We start from the raw sequence: 18,923 nt of genomic DNA, 5'->3' as shown, positions 1-18,923 counted from the left end.
TGTAGAATGATGCGCTTGCTGAGTTAACGAAAGGTTAACTCGACAAAGGCGGCCTGTGCCGTTTTGGCCTACCAGCGCGGATTGGGTGAGGTCCCCGCCTTGGCTGGCACCTTGGCCGCCGAAACCGTCGCCTCGACATGGTCGACCAGCGCGTCCGGCAGGCCAAGCCGGCCGGCAAGGAGGTCGAGATAGCCGCGCTCGGCGCGTGTGTCGGGATCGATGGTCAGGCGCGACGCTGTATAGAGTTCGAGCTTCTGCGCATCGGTCTTGGCGCCGGCCACCAGCGTGTCGAGCTCGAGCGGACTTGCCAGCTCCGCCATCAGGAACTTTTCGGCATCGGGGCCTATGCCGGCCACGCTGAGCTTGCCGGCGATCTTCTGGCGCTCGTCATCGTCGATATGGCCGTCGGCTTTCGCCGCCGAGATCATCGCCCGCACCAGGGTCAGGGTGAATTCGTCCTCGCCCTGTGGCGCCTGCGACGGGTGGAAGGCGGTGTCCTTGGGCGGCGGCAGCAATTCCGGTTCGCCGGCCGCCGGCGCATCGGCAGGTGCGTTGCCGGCCTTGTAGTTCTGGTAGGCCTTGTAGGCGAGGCCGCCGATCGCGGCCAGTCCACCAAGCTTCACCGCAGCGCCCGTCACCTCGCGGCCGGCGCCGGTTCCGAGCAGCACGGCGGCCAGTGCGCCGGCGGCCAGCGGATTGTCCTTGGCCATCTGCACGGCCTGCCCCGCCTTGTCGCGGACCGTGCCGCTGGTGCCGGGGATTTGCGAACCGAGCAGATCGTCGAGAAGCTTCTTGGGATCGAACATTCAATGCCTCCAGGATTTGCCCAGCCGAACGGGCAGGTTTCGAACGTCGCAGAGGTAAGTCCCGTACCCCAGCATTACAATGACAAACCGTCGCCTTGCCGCGACCCTCGGACCTAAGATCCGATATGCCGGCCCCTGCCCCGTGCCGCGGCGAGTTCGACCTGCCGCTGGCGCTCGGCATAACGCTGACGGTCCTCGTCCGAACGCGCATCGAAGCAATGCGGGCACGAAACACCGGCGGTAAATTTCGGCGACGATCGCTCGCTTTCGGTCAGCGGATGGCGGCAGGCGCGGCAGAGTTCCGCCTCGCCTTCGGCGAGGCCGTGCGACACGGAAACCCGCTCGTCGAAGACGAAGCACTCGCCTTGCCAGAGGCTCTGTTCGGCCGGAACCTCTTCAAGGTATTTGAGGATGCCGCCCTTGAGGTGGAACACATCCTCGAAGCCGAGCGACCTGACATAGGCGGTCGCCTTTTCGCATCGAATACCGCCGGTGCAGAACATCGCCACCTTGCGGCCTTCGAGCTCCGCCCGGTGCGCCTCCACCCAGGCCGGGAACTCGCGAAAGCTTGCGGTGGCTGGGTCGATCGCACCCCTGAAAGTGCCGATCGACACCTCGTAGGCGTTGCGCGTGTCGATGATGACAGTATCGGGCTGCGAAATCAGCGCGTTCCAGTCGGCCGGCGCGACATAGGTGCCGGCGCTTTTGGAAGGGTCGATATCATCGACACCCATGGTGACGATCTCGCGCTTCAGCCGCACCTTCATGCGGTGGAACGGCATTTCCGTAGCAACGCTGTACTTGACCTCGAGGCCGGCGAGCCCTTCGATGGCTTCGAGATAGCCGATCAGTTCGGCGATCGCCGTTTCGCCGCCAGCGACGGTGCCGTTTATGCCTTCATGCGCCAGAAGCAGCGTGCCCTTGATGCCGCGCCCGCAACAGAAGGCAGCAAGCGGCGCCCGCAGCGCCTCAAAGGCGTCGAGCCGGGCAAACCGGTAGAGCGCGGCGACGCGAAGGGGCTGGGATGGATTGGACGGTGTCATTGCCAGAGCAACTAGACGCTCGTAAAAGCCGATTCAAGGCAAAACGGCTCCGGATCCTGTCATGGCCCTGTCGGGGAAGAGCCCGTAAGCTGTCCGACGACGGCGCGTGACAACGCGACGCGACCGGTTTCATGGACAGGCAAACACCTGTCTGCTAATCGGTTGAAATTCCCTAGGATACGGAGAGACAGATGCCCAGCAAGACCGAAAAACTCCTGTCGCTCCTCAACGGCCAGCCGGTCATCCCGGTGCTGAAGATTTCTGATGTCGCCAATGCCGTGCCGCTGGCCCGCGCTCTGGCACGCGGCGGCCTGCCGGCAATCGAGATCACGCTGAGGACCGCCGACGCACTGGAAGCGATCCGGCGGGTGGCTGGTGAGGTCGAGGAAGCCATCGTCGGCGCCGGCACCATTCTCGATAGCAGGCAGTTCGAAGAGGCAGCGAGCGCAGGCTCTCGGTTCATCGTCAGCCCCGGCATCACCCGCGAGCTTCTGGCGGCAGCCGCCGACAGCGATGTTCCGTTGCTGCCTGGTGCCATCACGCCTGGCGAGATCATGGCGGCGCGGGAAGCCGGCTTGCGCTTTCTCAAATTCTTCCCGGCCGAGCAGTCGGGCGGCATCGCTTCGCTGAAGGCCTTCGCCTCGCCGCTCGCCGATGTGAAATTCTGCCCGACCGGCGGCATCACCGGCAAGAACGCGGCCGACTATCTCAGCCTGCCCAACGTGGTCTGCGTCGGCGGCTCCTGGGTGGCGCCCGATGACTTGGTCAAGGCCGGCAAGTGGGACGAGATCGAAGCCCTGGCGCGCGCGGCGAGCAAGCTCGCAAAATAAGGCTCTCATCACGGCATGAAAAAACCCGGCTGACTTACGTCGACCGGGTTTTGCCAGACCGGCCTTGAGCTGGGATCAGTTGCAGACCCTGACTTCCCTGACCACCTTGTGGTGGTGCTTCCAGGCCGTGACCAGCTTGGTCCGGCAATGCTTCTTCATATGCATATGGTCGTTGGTCTTGACGACAATGGTCGCGGCCTGCGTGGGAGCGATGGCCGCCGAAGCGGTCGCCAACGCAATGACCGATGCTAGTAGAATGTTCTTCATGGATATCCCCGGTTTGAACGAACACCGGGGAAACCCTTGAAGAGCCAGGCAGTTCCATGATCACAGCAATGTCAGACCGGCGTGATTGGACCCGCGGCGAGCGGCGCGGCCGCGCAACAAAAAGCCGCGCAGGTTGCCCGGCGCGGCTTTGTCGATTGATTGGTAGTCACCTGGTCTGGAAGCGGGCGACCGACATGAACTTGACGGCGTTGCCGGTGAAGCGGTTGGCATCGGCCACCTGGTTGCTCGGCTGGAAGCCGGCAGTATAGACCTCGCTCGGCGGCGTGTGCACGATGCTGTAGGCGTAGCCGGGCGCCGTCGTCGAGCTTGAAACGGCGGCGACATGCTCGCCGCTGGTCAGCGCCCAGCGGGCGGCCTGCGGCGCGGCGGCAACCACCATGGCCTTGGGACCTGGCTTCAGGTCGCGGACCGTGGCTCTCGATTCCTTGCGGGTCGTCTTGACGCCGGCACCGATCGCGGCGGCCGGATCGGAGCCGGCCGGGCGGGCAACGACAGCCTCGCGCGGCGTTGCGGCGTCAGTGCCCGACGGATCGTTGAAGGCCGAACGCGGCTCGGACAAGGAAGCAACCTGGTATGCGTCGGCCGCGCCGACCTGGGCATTGGCCTCGTCGAGCACGGCCTTGACCGCATCCGGCCTGGCCATCTCGGGGCGCGCCGTCGGCAGCACCGAGAACGCATCGGTCGCGGTCTTGCCGTGATCAGCCGTCTCGGCCAGCGCCATTAGCACGTCCTTGCTGGGCGGCGAAGCCAGAGCGGCCGGCAGCGAAGTGTCGGGACGCCATGTCGGCAACGGTATGTTGTTGACCGCGACCTGGGCCGGATCAGCCGAAGCCCTTGCATCGGCAGCAGTTACATCGGCCATGCCGAAAGGAACGTTCGCCGGCGCGTGTGCGGTCGCCACGGCTTGCTCTGTGGTGGCTGTCGCATCGGCCATGGCAAAAGGCACGTTCTCAGGCGGCTGGGCGCCGACATCGGCCTTCGGCCGCGGTGCAAAATCAGGCAGCGGAATGCTGCGTGCCGGCAGCGCCGCGATGATCGTCTCCGGCGTATCCTGTTCCGGCTCCGGAGCCTGCTCCTCGGTCACCTGCGGAATTTCGGCGCGCTGCGCATTCTCCGGCGCCACGATGGCGATGCCCGGGAGGTTGCTGGTCTTGGCTGCCGCAGCCGGCTTCACGTTTCTGGCCTTGGGTGGGGGTGCAGCCGAAGCGGTCTCGACATCGGCGCTGTCGTCGGCCTCGTCGTCGCCGCCGCCAAAGAAGGCCGACAGGAACCCACCTGATTTCTTGCTGCTGCCACCGGCGCTGGCCAGCTCGATGGCCGGAGCGCCCGAACCCTTGCGCGCCTTGTAGGAGGCGAGCGCCTGCTCAAAGCCGGGCAGCGGCCTGCCGTCGCTCGGCACATGCAGCGTCTTGCCATTGGGGAACAGGCTGACCAGTTCCTGGCGGCTGATACCGGGCCAATGACGCACATTGCCGACATCCATATGGACGAACGGCGAACCGGATGACGGATAGTAGCCGACGCCACCGCCCTGCATCTTGAGACCGATGTTGCGCAGCTTCTTCAGCGGTACGCCGGGAATGTAGAAATCCATCGCCTTGCCGAGCATGTGCTGGCTCTTCTCGGCGACGCCCCTGCTGCGGCTGCGCAGCATCGAGTTCGTCGACGGCGAGCGATAGCCGCAGACGACCTGGATGTAGTCCGTGGCGCCGCTTTCCCGATACGCCTCCCAGACCAGATCCAGCAGACGCGGATCCATCTTGGTCGGCTCGTTGCGGCGCCAGTCGCGCAGAATGATGTTGATCTTCCTGAGACCCTCGGGAACGTAGCGGCCGTTGCGCTTGTAGACGATCTCGGCCTTCTCGTGGGTGTGGAGATGATAGAGCTTCAGCGAACGTGTTTCGGCGCTGGCTCCGGTCGCAGCCGCGGCAACAAAACCAAAAGCGACAATCAACACCGCCAGCCATTTCGGCCAGACGCTCAAATGATGGTGCCGCCCGTTTGTGTGTCGTTCGATTCTGTTCAAATCAAAAGGCCCTGCAGGCTGCCGTTTGTCCCCGGATTTGTCCAAACGGATGTGTCATCCTCACATCCGAATATCGATCCTAATGGTTAATCATCGCTTATTGAAGCCGAAATGCGGTAACACCGTGGCGATATCCCGTCAAAAATCGTTCACAGGATTTCTTGGTAAACCGCTGGTTTAGATCAGATTTCCGCCTTCGTCCCAAACACGATCTGTTACCGTTAGCCTTAATGCGTGAACAGAGCTGTCCATAGGACTGCCACAATCCCGCCGAAAGGCCGATACAGGGCCTGTTGTGGCATTGCAAGCTGGCGCCGGCCTTGTGGCCGAAGCAGATCCCGGACCGAAGGCAGCGCAGCAGGGAGCGGGAACGGTTTTCGGAAAGATCCTGCGCTTCAAGGTGTGTTGAGATTCAGGTCTGGCCGAGTCGAGAACGATGGGTTCCGAGAACCGGAGCGGAGCGTACATTTGGGTACGTGAGCACCGGAAGCGCAGGAAACTATCGTTCGCAGGCCGGCATCACCTGAATATCGGCACACCTTAGGAAGCGAGCCGGTCGACACGGCCGGTCTCCGGGTCGATGCCGTATTCCTTGAGCTTGCGGTAAAGCGTCGAGCGGCCGATACCGAGTCGGCGGGCGACTTCGCTCATCTGGCCGTTGTAGTGATCAATGGCGAGCTTGATCATTTCGAGTTCGACATCGGCCAGCGCACGCACATTGCCGCGTTCGTCGAGTGCCCGCAACGTGCCGAAGCGAGGCTGCAGCCTGGCCGGCGGATCGGACGCGGTCGCCGGGCCACCCTCACCGGGCAAGGCTTCCTCGTCGCGCTCCTCCAGAGGCAGGGACGACGGCGCATCGCCGTGCGCATCGAGGTTGACGGTGCCTTCCACCTGCGCCCGAATCTGCGGGAAGTCGCCCGTGGTCAGCACATCGCCTTCGCAAAGCACCGAGGCCCGGAAGACGGCATTTTCGAGCTGCCGGATGTTTCCGGGCCAGTCATAGGCCTGCAGCACGGCAAGTGCTGCCGCCGAAATGCCTTGCAGGCGATGACGCGGATCGGCCGGCGCTACCTTGTCCATGAAATGGGTGACCAGATAGGGGATGTCGTCGCGGCGGTCGCGCAGCGGCGGCACGAAGATCGGGTAGACGTTCAGCCGGTAGAACAGATCCTCGCGGAACTTGCCGTCCTTGACCTGCTGCAGGAGGTTGCGGTGCGTCGCCGAAATCAACCTGATGTCGACCCTGACGGTTGAGCGTCCGCCGACCGGATCGACCTCACCGTCCTGCACGGCGCGCAACAGCTTGACCTGGACGTCGAGCGGCAAGTCGCCGATCTCGTCGAGAAACAGCGTGCCCGAATGCGCTTCGACGAATTTTCCAGTGTGCTTGTCGGTGGCGCCGGTGAACGAGCCCTTCTCGTGGCCGAACAGGATCGATTCGACCAGATTGTCTGGAATGGCGCCGCAATTGACGGTCACGAAGGGTTTCGAGCGGCGGTCGCCGCTGCCCTGGATGGCGCGCGCCACCAGCTCCTTGCCGACGCCGGACTCGCCCTCGATCAGGATCGGGATGTTGGATACCGCAGCCTTCTGGCCAAGGCGGATCACCCTGTCCATGGCGGGGCTGTGCGTGATCATGTCCTTGAAGGTCAGAAGGCCGCCACGCCGGCGCGACGTGCGCTTGACCTCGCCCTCGACGGCCTCGACCTTGAGCGCATTGCCGATCGACGCTTGCAGCCTGTCGGGAGACGCCGGCTTGACGACGAAATCGAAGGCGCCATGGCGCATCGCCGAAACCACGGTCTCGATGCCGCCCTGCGAAGTCTGCACGATGGCCGGGATATTTATGTCGCGCTCACGCATCGCCTTCAGCACGCCGATACCGTCGAGACCGGGCATGACCAGATCGAGGATCACCACCGAAACCTCGCGGGCGCTAGGCCCGTCGAGAATATCGAGAGCGGCCGCGCCGCCATCCACGACAATTGCCGTGTAGCCGAACCGCGTCACCGCCGCCTCGAGCAGCCGGCGCTGCACGGGATCGTCATCGACTATGAGTATGGAACCTGTCATGACTGGTGTGACTGCCCGCCCGAGGAATTCTGCCCTGTGGACCATCTTGGCACAGGGTTCTAAATAAGGTTTCAAAAAACCCGGTGAATGAATTCCTTAGGATTTGACCGGCTTCTCGTTTCCCCTTGAACCTCGGCCACGGAAGGTGTCGGCAATGCACATGGTCTCTGGGCACATGGTTTCTGCTCGGCAGCTTGCGGCGCCAGCGTCCGGTCAGGGCTCGGCCGAGCTTGGCGACCTGCCGGAATGGAACCTTGCCGATCTCTATGCCGGCATGGACGCGCCGGAGCTGAAGCGCGACATCGCCAAGGCCGCCATTGATGCGATCAGCTTCGAGGGCCGCTGGAAAGGCACGCTGGCCGCCGAGGCCGCTCGCGGCAGCGCCGGCAGGCTGGGCGAGGCGCTGGTCGCCTACGAGGCGCTGGAGGAACTGATCGGCCGCATCGTCTCCTATGCGGGTCTGGTCTATGCCGGCAACACCGCCGACCCGCAGCGCGCCAAACTCTATGGCGACATCCAGGAGAAGATGACCGACGCCAGCGCGCACCTTCTGTTCTTCGCGCTCGAACTCAACCTGATCGACGATGCCGCCATCGAAGGCGCGCTCGCCGGCGATCCCGCGTTCGGCCACTACCGGCCATGGGTGCTCGATCTGCGCAAGGACAAACCCTACCAGCTCGAGGATCGCGTCGAGCAGCTCTTCCACGAAAAATCGATCACCGGGCGCGGCGCCTGGAACCGCTTGTTCGACGAGACGATGACAGACCTTCGCTTCGACATCGACGGCGAGGAACTGACGCTGGAGCCGGCGCTGAACCGCTTGCAGGACGCCGATGGCGAGGTGCGCCGCCGGGCGTCCGAGGCGCTGGCCACGACCTTCCGCAAAAATTTGCGCACCTTCACGTTAATCACCAACACGCTGGCCAAGGACAAGGAAATATCCGACCGCTGGCGCGGCTTCGAGGACATCGCCGATTCACGCCATCTCGCCAACCGCGTCGAGCGCAGCGTGGTGGATGCCCTGGCCTCCGCCGTGCGCGATGCCTATCCACGCCTGTCGCACCGCTACTACGCGATGAAGGCGCGCTGGCTGGGTATGGAAGTGATGAATCACTGGGACCGCAACGCGCCGTTGCCGGATACGCCCCAGGCGATCATCGGTTGGGACGAAGCCAGGAACACCGTGCTGTCGGCCTATCAGCGCTTTTCGCCCGATATGGCGGAGATCGCGCGAACCTTCTTCGACCGCAACTGGATCGACGCGCCGGTGCGGCCTGGCAAGTCACCCGGCGCCTTCGCGCATCCGACCGTGCCGTCGGCGCATCCCTATGTCCTGCTCAACTACATGGGCAAGCCGCGCGATGTGATGACGCTGGCGCATGAGCTTGGCCATGGCGTGCATCAGGTGCTGGCCAGCGGCCAGGGTGCGCTGATGGCTTCGACGCCGCTGACGCTGGCTGAGACGGCGTCGGTCTTCGGCGAGATGCTGACCTTCCGCTCGCTGCTCGACCAGACCACCGACAGGCGCGAGCGCAAGGCCATGCTCGCCCAGAAGGTCGAGGACATGATCAACACGGTCGTGCGACAGATCGCCTTCTACGAATTCGAACGCAAGGTGCATGCCGAACGCAAGAACGGCGAACTGACCTCCGACAGGCTCGGCCAGTTCTGGCTCGAAGTGCAGGCCGAAAGCCTCGGGCCGGCGATCAAGTTGCGCGAAGGCTACGAGGTGTTCTGGACCTACATTCCGCACTTCATCCATTCGCCCTTCTACGTCTATGCCTATGCTTTCGGCGACTGCCTGGTGAATTCGCTCTACGCGGTCTACCAGAACGCCGAGCGCGGCTTCCAGGACAAGTATTTCGAGATGCTGCGCGCCGGCGGCACCAAGCATCACTCCGAGCTTCTGGCGCCCTTCGGCCTCGACGCCACCGATCCCGCCTTCTGGCAGATAGGGCTTGGCGTCATCAGTGGCCTGATCGACGAGCTGGAAGCGCTCGACGTTTGAAACACGTCCTGCAAGCGTCGCCCGCTCGTAGAACAGTTTAGCCGGAATGCATGTTGGGATGGCTTTATTATTGGCCTAAATATCTGTTCTTGAAGTACTCTCCACCGAAGTTTTCCGATAGCTTTCCACAAGCTCTATGATAGCCTTCGCTCCAAGCTCAGCCGGAGCGCATGCGGATCGGCGAGGAAAAATCTCGGCCGGCCGTGGCGCTCAGGCGAACGCGACAACGGCCGTTGGCCATGGGCAAGCAAAGCCGAGCCGACAGCTCGAACCGAAGCCGGCTGTTCTGCGAACCGCGGAATCACCATCGAGTAGTCCTTCGCCGAAGGTCATGACCCCACGGCAGACGGATCTGACTGGAGAGAGACAATGGGCACTTTTTTCTACATGCTCCTGGCGTTCCTGGTAGGCGTGTTGGTGGGCTGGTTCCTCTGGAGCCGTCTGCGCGGTGAACTCGACAGCTTGCGCGGCGACCTCGACCGTACGCGCAGCGAGCGCGACAGGTTGCGCGCCGACAGCGACCGGCTGACCAGTGAACTCGATGCATGCGGCAAGACCCGCGCCGACCTCGAGCGCCGGCTGCGCGAGGCGCAGGCCGCACCCGCCGCCGGGAGCAGCGCGGCAAAGCCGGCAGGCCAGGCGTCTGCAGCCCTGATGTCGACTCCCGCGGCGGCCAAATCTGCCGCCACAAAACCCGCGCCGGCTAAACCGGCCGCTGCGAAAGCGGTTCCTGCCAAGCCGGCGGCGAAACCGGCCGCCGCCAAAGCCTCGGCTCCAGCCAAATCCGCGACGAGTAAGCCCGCACCAGCCAAGAAATCTGCACCGCCACCGGCGAAGCCCGTATCCGGCAAGCCCGACAATCTGCGCCGGCTGATCGGCATTGGTCCGGTCAACGAGAAGCTGCTCAAGGCGCAAGGTGTCACCAGCTTCGCCCAGATCGCCGGCTGGACAGCCGCCGATATCAAGCGGATCGAGGACGTGATGAATTTCGACGGCCGCATCGCACGCGAGCGCTGGATCGAGCAGGCCAAGCTGCTCGCCGCCGGCAACGAGAAGGAATTCGCCAAGCAGTTTCCGACGGCGGGAACCGCCAGCAACACCTGATCGACAGGCAAGAGCTGAAGATTGCAAACGGCGGCGCCAATATGGCGCCGCCGTTTGCCTTTGGCCCCTGGGTTGGTCCGGAGTCGACCTAAAGGTCGGCCCAAGGTCGGCTTTGAGTGGCAGCGTGCCGTTCCCTCGATTGCGCGCGAGCGGCCCCCCATATAGAGCGGTCAACGGCTTCATTGACCGCAGCATCCGGTGCCCATGTCCCTGCCCGCCGCCATTTTCCGCAACGACGAAAGCGCGCGCCAGCTCGTTTTCGACCGGCCGGCCGAAATCATCGTGGCGCATGAGGCAAAGGATTTCCTGCCGGCGCTGGAGGCGGCGCAAGCCGCGCACGATGCCGGCAAATGGCTTGCCGGCTATTTCTCCTATGAGGCGGGTTATCTGCTCGAACCGAAGCTCGTCCCCTTGCTGCCGGACGGGCGCCGCGCCCCGCTCGTCTGCCTTGGGGTTTTCGATGCGCCGGCCGAAGAGGCGGTGCCGCCCCGCACCACAGCGGCGACCAATGGTCCGATCTTCGACGCCCGCGCGACGTGGTCGCCAAAGGACTACGAGAAGCGGTTCTCGCGGCTGCACCAGCACATCAGGCAGGGCGATTGCTACCAGGGCAATCTGACCTTTCCGGTGCATGCGCAATGGTCCGGCGACCCGCTGGCCGCCTTCGACGCGCTGACCGAACGCCAGCCGGTGAAATATGGCGCACTGATCGCGCTCGGCGAACCCATCGTGCTCTCGCGCTCGCCCGAACTGTTCTTCGAGATCGACGCCGAGGGCATGATCGAGACGCATCCGATGAAGGGTACGGCACCGCGCGGCGCGACCAAGGCCGAGGACGAACGGCAGAAGATCTTCCTGCGCAACGACGAGAAGAACCAGGCCGAAAACCGCATGATCGTCGATCTCCTGCGCAACGACATCTCGCTGATCAGCGAGGTCGGCACGCTGGACGTGCCCGCGCTGTTCCGCATCGAGACCTATCCGACGGTCCACCAGATGGTGAGCGACGTCAGGGCAAAACTGCTGCCGGGGCTTTCGATCCGCCAGATCTTCGCGGCGCTGTTTCCGTGCGGCTCGATCACCGGTGCGCCAAAAATCCGCGCCATGGAAATCCTGCGCGATCTGGAAGGCACGCCGCGCGACGCCTATTGCGGGGCCATCGGCTGGATCGCGCCCGGCGGCACGATGCGCTTTTCCGTGGCGATCCGCACCATCTCGCTCTTTTCCGGCGGCGAGGCCGTCTACAATGTCGGTGGCGGCGTCGTCTTCGATTCGACGGCGCAGGAGGAGTATCAGGAGTGTCTGCTGAAAGCGCGCTTCGCGACGGGAACACCGCCGATTTCCAGCTGATCGAGACCATGCGCTGGGAACCTGGCTCGGGCTTCCTGCGCTTCGATCGCCATCTCGCGCGCCTCTATGGCTCGGCGGCGGAGCTCGGCTTCCGCTGTGATCCGGGCAAGGTCGGCGAGGCGCTGAGCAGCGCGGTCAGCGGTTCCGGCATCGCCATGCGCGCGCGCCTCGTCCTGTCGCATGACGGCGAGGTGACCGCCGCTGCGCAACCCTATGAACCGCTCGCCGCCGACAAGGTCTGGACGCTGCGGCTGGCACGGACGAGGCTCGATTCGAGCAACACGCTGCTGCGCCACAAGACCAGCCGGCGACAGGTCTATACGCATGCCCGTGCCGAATATCTCATCACCCAGGCCGACGAGGTGATCCTGGCCAATGAGCGCGGCGAGATCTGTGAAGGCACGATCACCAACATCTTCGCCGATCTCGGCGACGGCATGCTGGCGACGCCCCGGCTCGACTGCGGCCTGCTGCCTGGCGTATTGCGCGCCGAGCTTCTGGATGAAGGCCGCGCCCGTGAAGCAATCTACAGCTTGGACGATTTGAAATCCGCCAGGGCCCTGTTCGTCGGCAATTCGCTGCGCGGACTGATCCCGGCCAAACTTGCCTGAGAGAAACCAATGTTCGTCGTTTCGCTGAACTACAAGGTGCCGCTGACCGAGATCGACCAACTCCAGGCGGCGCATGTCGAGTGGCTGAAGGCCTGCTATGCGGAAGGCATCTTTGTCGTCTCCGGGCCGAAGAAACCGCGAACCGGCGGCATCATCATCGCGCGATGCCCGCGCGACGTGCTCGACGCCAGGCTGGCCGCCGACCCTTTCGCCAAGGCAGGCGCGGCAGACTATGACGTCACCGAATTCGTGGCGAGGATGACCACCGGCGAACTCGACGATTTCAAGGAAGCATGAGCTTGGCCGAGGCGCTGCCCACCCACACGCCCTATGACGGCTCTTCGAAACTCTTCAGCATCGGGCTGAAGCCGCTCGATCCGGCGGACTGGATCGAGGTCGACGACCATTTGCTGCCGTATCTCGCCGAGAAGCATCGGCTCTATGCCGAAATCCCAGAGCGGGTTTTCGTCGAGGAAGACGGCACGCGGGACGCCCAGCAGGAAGTGCTCGACTTGCTCGGTGCGCATCTGCTGGAGAGCTTCCCCGAAACCTATCGGCTCGGCGGATCAGGCGTCGAGGTGGCGGGCGCCGCGAACCGTCTGCCTGCTTCCCTCGCCGATGCGCCGCTGGCCAAGGCCTCACAGCTCATTCAGGAAGACCTGATCCTGATGCGCCGCAGCGACAGCGGCTGGCGGCTGGTTGCCGGCTCGCTTTGCTTTCCCTCGTCCTGGTCGCTTCTGGAAAAGTTCGGCAAGCCGCTGCAGGACATCCACGCGCCGGTGCCGGGTTTCGGCCCGGGCACGCGTCCGGCCGAGCTGATCAACCGGATGTTCGATGGCCTCCAAGGGCAAGCCGTCGAGCGCTACAACTGGTCGATCCAGTCTGACAACGCGCTCTACCATCCGCTCTCCGACCTGCAGCGCATCGACCGCGCCACCAACCGGCCGTCGCGCTTTCCCGATGGCGACATCGACGCCCATGCCTTCATCCGCGTCGAGCGGCAAACCCTGCGCAAACTGCCTGTTGCACGCGATATCCTGTTCACCATCCGCATCCATCTCGACCCTCTCGCCGTGCTCGCCCGGCACCCGGATCGGGCAACGCTGGCGGTGTCTTTCGCCGCCCAACTCGAAGCGCTCGATCTCGCCCAGCTCGACTACAAGGGGCTGACCGCGGACCGCGACCGGCTGATGTCGGTCCTTAACCACATGGCCAATGACGGCTGACCGCTGGTTGGCGCTTTTCGCTGGTTTATGACAATGATCTGTGATGTAGCGCATGGCCGCCGGGCAAAAATCCCCGGTTTTGCGCGTGTTTTCCCAGTTTCCTGGGTTTTGAAGGAGTGCTCGATAAAATGGCGAATGAAAACTGGCCCGTTTACGGTGAAATCACCGGCCCTGTCGTGATGATCGGCTTCGGCTCGATCGGCCGGGGAACGCTGCCGCTGATCGAGCGCCATTTCAAGTTCGACAAGTCGCGCATGACGGTCATCGACCCGCGCGACACCGACCGCAAGCTGCTCGACGAGCGCGGCATCGCCTTCGTCCAGGAAGCGGTGACCGAGAAGAACTACAAGAAGCTCTTGACGCCGCTTCTGACCAACGGCGGCGGCCAGGGCTTTTGCATCAACCTGTCGGTCGATACCGGCTCGGTGGACCTGATGCGGCTCTGCCGCAAGCTCGGCGTGCTCTACATCGACACCGTCGTCGAGCCATGGCTCGGCTTCTATTTCGACGCCAAGGCCGACAACGCCAGCCGCACCAACTATGCACTGCGCGAGTCGCTGCTCAAGGAAAAGCACGACAAGCCCGGCGGCGCGACGGCGGTCTCCACCTGCGGCGCCAACCCCGGCATGGTCTCGTGGTTCGTCAAGCAGGCGCTGGTCAATCTCGCAACCGACCTTGGCCTCGAGTTTTCAGAGCCCGCGCAGGACGACCGCGAGGGCTGGGCCAAGCTGATGAAGAAGGCCGGCGTCAAGGGCATCCACATCGCCGAGCGCGACACCCAGCGCGCCAAGAAGCCGAAGCCGATGGACGTGTTCTGGAACACCTGGTCGGTCGAGGGCTTCATCTCCGAGGGTCTGCAGCCCGCCGAGCTCGGCTGGGGCACGCATGAGACGTGGATGCCGAAGAACGCCAAGAAGCACAAGCACGGCTCGAAGGCCGCCATCTATCTGGAGCAGCCCGGCGCCAACACGCGCGTGCGCTCATGGTGCCCGACGCCCGGCGCCCAGTACGGCTTCCTGGTGACGCACAACGAGGCGATCTCGATCGCCGATTTCTTTACCGTACGCTCCAAGAAGGGCAAGGTGCACTACCGCCCGACCTGCCACTATGCCTATCATCCCTGCAACGACGCGCTGCTGTCGCTGGACGAGATGTTCGGCGCCGCCGGCAAGCCTCAGCCGGAGCACCACGTGCTCGACGAGAACGAGCTGGTCGACGGCGTCGACGAACTCGGCGTGCTGCTCTACGGCCATGACAAGAATGCCTACTGGTACGGCTCGCAGCTGTCGCTCGCCGAGGCGCGCAAGCTGGCGCCCTACCAGAACGCCACCGGCATGCAGGTCACCTCGGCGGTGCTCTCGGGCATGGTCTGGGCGCTGGAGAATCCCGAGGCCGGTATCGTCGAGGCCGACGAGATGGATTACAGGCGCTGCCTGGAAGTGCAGTCCCAGTATCTCGGACCGGTCAAGGGCTACTACACCGACTGGACACCGCTCGATAACCGCCCTGGCCTGTTCCCGGAAGACCTCGACCGCAACGACCCGTGGCAGTTCCGCAACATCCTCGTTCGATAGCGGCCTGCCCGGGATACTCCATTGCCTTGCAATCGCCCGGAAATCGGGCGATTGAAGGGATGCGGACTGAGGAGAGGATTTTCATATGAACAACATTGCGCGCAAAGTTCTTTCGATGAGCGTAGCGGCGGCAGCCTTGGCCGGGCTTGCTGCTTGTACGACCAGTGGCCCCAATGAGCCGCCGATGGCAGCGGCGCCGAAAGGCGTCGAGGGCTCCTGGATCGACGCCAAGGGAACCGGCCTGTCGACCTTCGCCAGCGGCACCTTCACGACCGTCGCCACCGACACCGGTCAGAAGCTTGCCGATGGCAGCTACACGATGACCGGCGCCACATCGGTGCAGATCAACGGCACGTCGCTGATCCGCCAGACCGCGGTCAGCTTCAACTGCCTGATGGTTTCGACAAGCCAGCTCAACTGCACCAGCTCCAGCGGCCAGAATTTCGTGTTGACACGGCGCGCCTGAACCAGCGAGCATTCGCTCCCCCAAGGACGGCGGCCGATTGGCCGTCGTCCTTTTTTATGCCGGCAAAGGTTCCCGGATTTCCGCTTGCGTCATCCGGAACGCGATGGGAACATGGCCAAAGCGCCGACTGTTATGTTCCAGTCAAGCAAGAGCGTTAAAGGCCTCTGATCAGCTTTCCGGGAGACGAAGATGAAGAAGCTTGCTGCCATTGCCGCCCTGTCCGCCTCAGCGCTCGGCCTGTCGGCCGGCGCATCCTTTGCCGACTACACGCTGAACATCCTGCACATCAACGACTGGCACAGCCGCATCGAAGGCAACAACAAATATGAATCGACCTGCTCGGCTGATGAGGAGACCAAGGGCGAATGCATCGGCGGCGCGGGCCGGCTGATCACCGCGATCGCCCAGGAGCGCAAGAAGCTGGAAGGCCAGAACGTGCTGCTGCTCAGCGCCGGAGACAATTTCCAGGGATCGCTGTTCTACACGACCTACAAGGGCAAGGTCGAAGGCGAATTCCTCAACGAGATGAAGTTCGACGCCATGGCGCTCGGCAACCATGAATTCGACGATGGCGAAGTGGCCTTGGCGCCGTTCCTCGACATGATCAAGTTCCCCGTGCTGGGCGCCAATGTGAAGGCCAACGCGCAATCCAAGCTCGGCGACCGCGTCAAGCCGTCTGTTGTCGTCGAGGTCGGCGGCCAGAAGATCGGCATCATCGGCGCGATCACCAACGACACGCCGGAACTCGCCTCCCCCGGCCCCAACGTCACTATCGAGGACGACGTCAAGTCGATCACCGCCGAGGTCGAGAAGCTGAAGGGAGAGGGCGTCAACAAGATCATCGCCGTGACCCATATCGGCTACAAGCGCGAGCGCGACGTCATTGCCAAGATCCCGGGCATCGACGTCGTCGTCGGCGGCCACAGCCATTCGCTGCTGTCGAACACCGACCCCAAGGCGGAAGGCCCCTATCCGACGATGGTCGACAACCCGGACGGTTACAAGGTGCCGGTCGTGCAGGCGGCGTCCTATTCGAAATATCTCGGCGAGTTCAAGGTGGTGTTCGACGACAATGGCGTCGTCAAATCGGCCAGCGGCGACCCGATCTATCTCGACAAGTCGATCGCGCCCGACCCAGCCGTGCTCGCCCGCATCAAGGAGCTTGGCGCGCCGATCGAGGCGCTGAAGAACAAGGAAGTGGCGGAGACCTCCGACGTGATCGACGGCAGCCGCGAGAGCTGCCGCGCCCGCGAATGCGCGATGGGCAACCTAGTCTCCGACGCCATCCTCGACCGCGTCAAGGGACAGGGCGTCGAGATCGTCATCTCCAATGGCGGCGGCCTGCGCGCCTCGATCGACAAGGGCACCGTGACCATGGGCGAGGTGCTGACCGTGCTGCCGTTCCAGAACACGCTGGCAACCTTCCAGATTTCCGGCAAGGACCTGATGGCCGGCCTCGAGAATGGCCTCAGCCAGATCGAGGACGGCGCCGGACGTTTCCCGCAGGTCGCCGGCCTGAAATATTCCTTCGACAAATCCGTCGCGCCCAATGCCGGCCGCGTCAAGTCGGTGGAGGTCATGGAAGGCGGCGCCTGGACGCCGCTCAACCCGGACAAGGACTATCTGGTCGCCACCAACAATTATGTCCGCCAGGGCGGCGACGGCTACAAGGTCTTCGCCGACAAGGCCAAGAATGCCTACGACTACGGTCCGGGCCTCGAACAGGTGGTTGCCGACTATCTCGGCGCCCACCGGCCCTACGCGCCGAAGCTCGACGGCCGCATCACTGAAATCGCAGCGACCGTCGCGGCGGCGCCCGCGGCCGAACCGGCCAAGCCGGCGGAAGCCGCTCCGGCGACCCCGGCGCCCGCACCCGCTGAAGCCGCCAAGCCAGCCGATGCGGCGCCGGCAATGCCTGAACTGCCTGCCAACTCGGGTGATATCGCCAACACACCGCCGGCCATATCGACAGAGACAGCGCCAGCCCCGCCGGCCGCACCGGCACCGGCTGAACCTGCAAAACCAGCCGAAGCAGCCCCGGCTCCGGCGCCCGCACCTGCCGAACCGGCAAAGCCTGCGGAGGCCGCCCCAGCCGAAGCCAGCCATGTCATCGTTGCCGGCGATACCTATTGGGATCTGGCCAAGAAGGCTTATGGGGACGCGACGAAGTGGAAACTAATCTATGAGGCCAACAAGCGTCAAAGGCCCCACCAGCTTAAGCTTGGCGCCACGCTGACCATCCCGGCGAAGTAAGGTCGCTTCACCTTTTCAAGAATGACACCCGCCCGGGAAACCGGGCGGGTTTCCTGTTTTCGAGCTAAGGTGCGGCCAGACGCTGCATTGAAAGCGCGCGCAAGAAGTTTAGGTTCGCGTCTCCCGGAGAACCCTTATGACGCTTTCCACCCCTGTCGATGCCAAAACCGCAAAGGCGCTCGGCCCTCTGCCGGCAGGACATCCGCCGGTCAAGGCGGGCAAGATCGGCGTCATGCTGGTCAACCTCGGCACGCCGGATGGTACCGACTTCAAGCCGATGTGGCGCTATCTGCGTGAATTCCTGTCCGATCCACGCGTCATCGAGCTCAACAGGGCGATCTGGTATCCGATCCTCTACGGCCTAGTGCTCACCACACGGCCCAAGAAGTCGGGCGCCAATTATGCCCGGATCTGGAACCGAGAGAAGAACGAGTCGCCTTTGCGTACCTACACCCGCGCCCAGGGCGAGAAGCTGGCCGAAGCCCTGCGCGACCTGCCCGATGTCGTCGTCGACTGGGCGATGCGCTATGGCAATCCTTCGACCGAGAGCGTGACCAAGAAACTGGTCGAACAGGGTTGCGACCGCATTCTTTCGTTCCCGCTCTATCCGCAATATTCGGCGACCACCACCGCCACCGCCAACGATCAGCTTTTTCGCGCCTTGATGAAGATGCGCCGAGCGCCGGCTATCCGCAGCGTGCCGCCCTACTATGACGAACCGGTCTACATCGAAGCGCTGGCGCGTTCGATCGAACAACATCTGACGACACTGGATTTCGAGCCAGAGGTTGTCATCACCTCCTATCACGGCATTCCAAAGCCCTATTTCGAGAAGGGCGATCCCTATCATTGCCACTGCCAGAAGACGACGCGGCTGTTGCGCGAACGGCTCGGCTGGGATGACAAGAAACTAATCATCACCTTCCAGTCGCGCTTCGGCGCGCAGGAATGGCTGCAGCCCTATACCGACAAGACGGTCGAGAAACTCGCGCAGGACGGCGTGAAATCGATCGCCATCGTTAATCCCGGTTTTTCCGTAGACTGCATCGAGACGCTGGACGAGATCGGCCGCGAGGCGGCCGAAACCTTCCATCATGCCGGCGGCAAGAACTTCGCCCACATCCCTTGCCTCAACGACAGCGCCGAGGGCATGGCGGTGATCGAGGCGATGGTGCGGCGCGAACTGTCCGGCTGGGTCTAGAGTAATTCCAGGAAAAGTGTGAAACGGTTTTCCGTCCGGAATTGCTTCAAACAAGAGTCAGAGC

At 63.6% G+C, this 18,923-nt stretch carries 16 protein-coding genes; 11 read left to right on the top strand and 5 right to left on the bottom strand.

What is annotated here, in order from left to right; genetic code table 11:
- Window positions 1-68: 68 nt before the first annotated feature.
- Complete coding sequence (locus C8D77_RS03440; protein WP_109659313.1) at window positions 69-806, bottom strand: tellurite resistance TerB family protein; 738 nt, start codon at window positions 804-806, stop codon at window positions 69-71.
- A 113-nt stretch (window positions 807-919) separates the two neighbouring features.
- Entirely contained in the window at window positions 920-1,849 is a 930-nt protein-coding gene (gene trhO, locus C8D77_RS03435; RefSeq protein WP_109659312.1) for an oxygen-dependent tRNA uridine(34) hydroxylase TrhO, read from the bottom strand.
- A 191-nt stretch (window positions 1,850-2,040) separates the two neighbouring features.
- Between trhO and C8D77_RS03430 the strand changes: the two genes are divergently transcribed.
- Entirely contained in the window at window positions 2,041-2,679 is a 639-nt protein-coding gene (locus C8D77_RS03430; RefSeq protein WP_109659310.1) for a 2-dehydro-3-deoxy-phosphogluconate aldolase, read from the top strand.
- Between the two features lie 75 nt (window positions 2,680-2,754).
- Here the strand turns inward: C8D77_RS03430 and C8D77_RS03425 are convergent, their stop codons facing one another.
- The 3 genes from C8D77_RS03425 to C8D77_RS03415 all read right to left on the bottom strand — a co-directional run bounded on the left by C8D77_RS03425 (window position 2,755) and on the right by C8D77_RS03415 (window position 7,066).
- The gene (locus C8D77_RS03425; protein ID WP_109659308.1) at window positions 2,755-2,946 is read right to left on the bottom strand and encodes a hypothetical protein; all 192 of its coding nucleotides are present in this window, start codon (window positions 2,944-2,946) and stop codon (window positions 2,755-2,757) included.
- 166 nt (window positions 2,947-3,112) lie between these two features.
- A complete protein-coding gene (locus tag C8D77_RS03420) occupies window positions 3,113-4,951 on the bottom strand; it encodes a peptidoglycan L,D-endopeptidase MepK (protein WP_109659306.1) in 1,839 nt (612 codons plus the stop codon).
- A gap of 582 nt (window positions 4,952-5,533) precedes the next feature.
- Window positions 5,534-7,066, bottom strand: a complete 1,533-nt coding sequence (locus C8D77_RS03415) for a sigma-54-dependent transcriptional regulator (RefSeq protein WP_109659304.1) — start codon at window positions 7,064-7,066, stop codon at window positions 5,534-5,536.
- Window positions 7,067-7,241: 175 nt separating this feature from the next.
- Between C8D77_RS03415 and C8D77_RS03410 the strand changes: the two genes are divergently transcribed.
- The 10 genes from C8D77_RS03410 to hemH all read left to right on the top strand — a co-directional run bounded on the left by C8D77_RS03410 (window position 7,242) and on the right by hemH (window position 18,859).
- Entirely contained in the window at window positions 7,242-9,074 is a 1,833-nt protein-coding gene (locus C8D77_RS03410) for a M3 family oligoendopeptidase (protein WP_109659302.1), read from the top strand.
- Window positions 9,075-9,443: 369 nt separating this feature from the next.
- Window positions 9,444-10,178, top strand: a complete 735-nt coding sequence (locus tag C8D77_RS03405; RefSeq protein ID WP_109659300.1) for a proton-conducting membrane transporter — start codon at window positions 9,444-9,446, stop codon at window positions 10,176-10,178.
- A 204-nt stretch (window positions 10,179-10,382) separates the two neighbouring features.
- Window positions 10,383-11,528: an aminodeoxychorismate synthase component I gene (locus C8D77_RS03400; protein ID WP_109659298.1), complete on the top strand. Its 1,146-nt coding sequence runs from the start codon at window positions 10,383-10,385 to the stop codon at window positions 11,526-11,528.
- Window positions 11,477-12,139 (top strand): aminotransferase class IV family protein, encoded by a 663-nt coding sequence (locus C8D77_RS03395; RefSeq protein WP_109659296.1) that lies wholly within the window; start codon window positions 11,477-11,479, stop codon window positions 12,137-12,139. Before C8D77_RS03400 ends, C8D77_RS03395 begins: the two co-directional genes overlap by 52 nt.
- A gap of 9 nt (window positions 12,140-12,148) precedes the next feature.
- On the top strand, window positions 12,149-12,436 hold the full coding sequence (locus tag C8D77_RS03390) for a YciI family protein (RefSeq protein ID WP_109659294.1): 288 nt from the start codon (window positions 12,149-12,151) through the stop codon (window positions 12,434-12,436).
- Window positions 12,433-13,365, top strand: coding sequence for a heme-dependent oxidative N-demethylase family protein (locus C8D77_RS03385; RefSeq protein WP_109659292.1), 933 nt, complete (start codon window positions 12,433-12,435; stop codon window positions 13,363-13,365). The genes C8D77_RS03390 and C8D77_RS03385 overlap by 4 nt, the downstream gene beginning before the upstream one ends.
- 128 nt (window positions 13,366-13,493) lie before the next feature.
- Window positions 13,494-14,939 carry a homospermidine synthase gene (locus C8D77_RS03380; protein ID WP_109659290.1) on the top strand — a complete coding sequence of 482 codons (1,446 nt, stop codon included), beginning with the start codon at window positions 13,494-13,496 and terminating at the stop codon, window positions 14,937-14,939.
- 85 nt (window positions 14,940-15,024) lie between these two features.
- Window positions 15,025-15,405 (top strand): outer membrane lipoprotein Omp10, encoded by a 381-nt coding sequence (omp10, locus tag C8D77_RS03375; protein WP_109659288.1) that lies wholly within the window; start codon window positions 15,025-15,027, stop codon window positions 15,403-15,405.
- Between the two features lie 189 nt (window positions 15,406-15,594).
- On the top strand, window positions 15,595-17,658 hold the full coding sequence (locus tag C8D77_RS03370; RefSeq protein WP_109659286.1) for a bifunctional metallophosphatase/5'-nucleotidase: 2,064 nt from the start codon (window positions 15,595-15,597) through the stop codon (window positions 17,656-17,658).
- 136 nt (window positions 17,659-17,794) lie between these two features.
- The gene (gene hemH / locus C8D77_RS03365) at window positions 17,795-18,859 is read left to right on the top strand and encodes a ferrochelatase (RefSeq protein WP_109659284.1); all 1,065 of its coding nucleotides are present in this window, start codon (window positions 17,795-17,797) and stop codon (window positions 18,857-18,859) included.
- Window positions 18,860-18,923: the final 64 nt, after the last annotated feature.

This window comes from Mesorhizobium loti (assembly GCF_003148495.1).
Classification (GTDB): Bacteria; Pseudomonadota; Alphaproteobacteria; order Rhizobiales; family Rhizobiaceae; genus Mesorhizobium; species Mesorhizobium loti.
Note: the sequence above shows the minus strand (reverse complement) of the source record. Positions and strands in the feature narration are given on the sequence as shown.

Excerpts from the sequence above, each read along its gene's own strand:
- trhO (WP_109659312.1), bottom strand. The coding sequence starts at position 1,849 with ATGACACCGTCCAATCCATCCCAGCCCCTTCGCGTCGCCGCGCTCTAC.
- C8D77_RS03430 (WP_109659310.1), top strand. The coding sequence starts at position 2,041 with ATGCCCAGCAAGACCGAAAAACTCCTGTCGCTCCTCAACGGCCAGCCG.
- C8D77_RS03440 (WP_109659313.1), bottom strand. The coding sequence starts at position 806 with ATGTTCGATCCCAAGAAGCTTCTCGACGATCTGCTCGGTTCGCAAATC.
- C8D77_RS03410 (WP_109659302.1), top strand. The coding sequence starts at position 7,242 with ATGGTTTCTGCTCGGCAGCTTGCGGCGCCAGCGTCCGGTCAGGGCTCG.
- C8D77_RS03415 (WP_109659304.1), bottom strand. The coding sequence starts at position 7,066 with ATGACAGGTTCCATACTCATAGTCGATGACGATCCCGTGCAGCGCCGG.
- C8D77_RS03370 (WP_109659286.1), top strand. The coding sequence starts at position 15,595 with ATGAAGAAGCTTGCTGCCATTGCCGCCCTGTCCGCCTCAGCGCTCGGC.
- C8D77_RS03390 (WP_109659294.1), top strand. The coding sequence starts at position 12,149 with ATGTTCGTCGTTTCGCTGAACTACAAGGTGCCGCTGACCGAGATCGAC.
- C8D77_RS03400 (WP_109659298.1), top strand. The coding sequence starts at position 10,383 with ATGTCCCTGCCCGCCGCCATTTTCCGCAACGACGAAAGCGCGCGCCAG.
- hemH (WP_109659284.1), top strand. The coding sequence starts at position 17,795 with ATGACGCTTTCCACCCCTGTCGATGCCAAAACCGCAAAGGCGCTCGGC.
- omp10 (WP_109659288.1), top strand. The coding sequence starts at position 15,025 with ATGAACAACATTGCGCGCAAAGTTCTTTCGATGAGCGTAGCGGCGGCA.
- C8D77_RS03385 (WP_109659292.1), top strand. The coding sequence starts at position 12,433 with ATGAGCTTGGCCGAGGCGCTGCCCACCCACACGCCCTATGACGGCTCT.
- C8D77_RS03405 (WP_109659300.1), top strand. The coding sequence starts at position 9,444 with ATGGGCACTTTTTTCTACATGCTCCTGGCGTTCCTGGTAGGCGTGTTG.
- C8D77_RS03425 (WP_109659308.1), bottom strand. The coding sequence starts at position 2,946 with ATGAAGAACATTCTACTAGCATCGGTCATTGCGTTGGCGACCGCTTCG.
- C8D77_RS03380 (WP_109659290.1), top strand. The coding sequence starts at position 13,494 with ATGGCGAATGAAAACTGGCCCGTTTACGGTGAAATCACCGGCCCTGTC.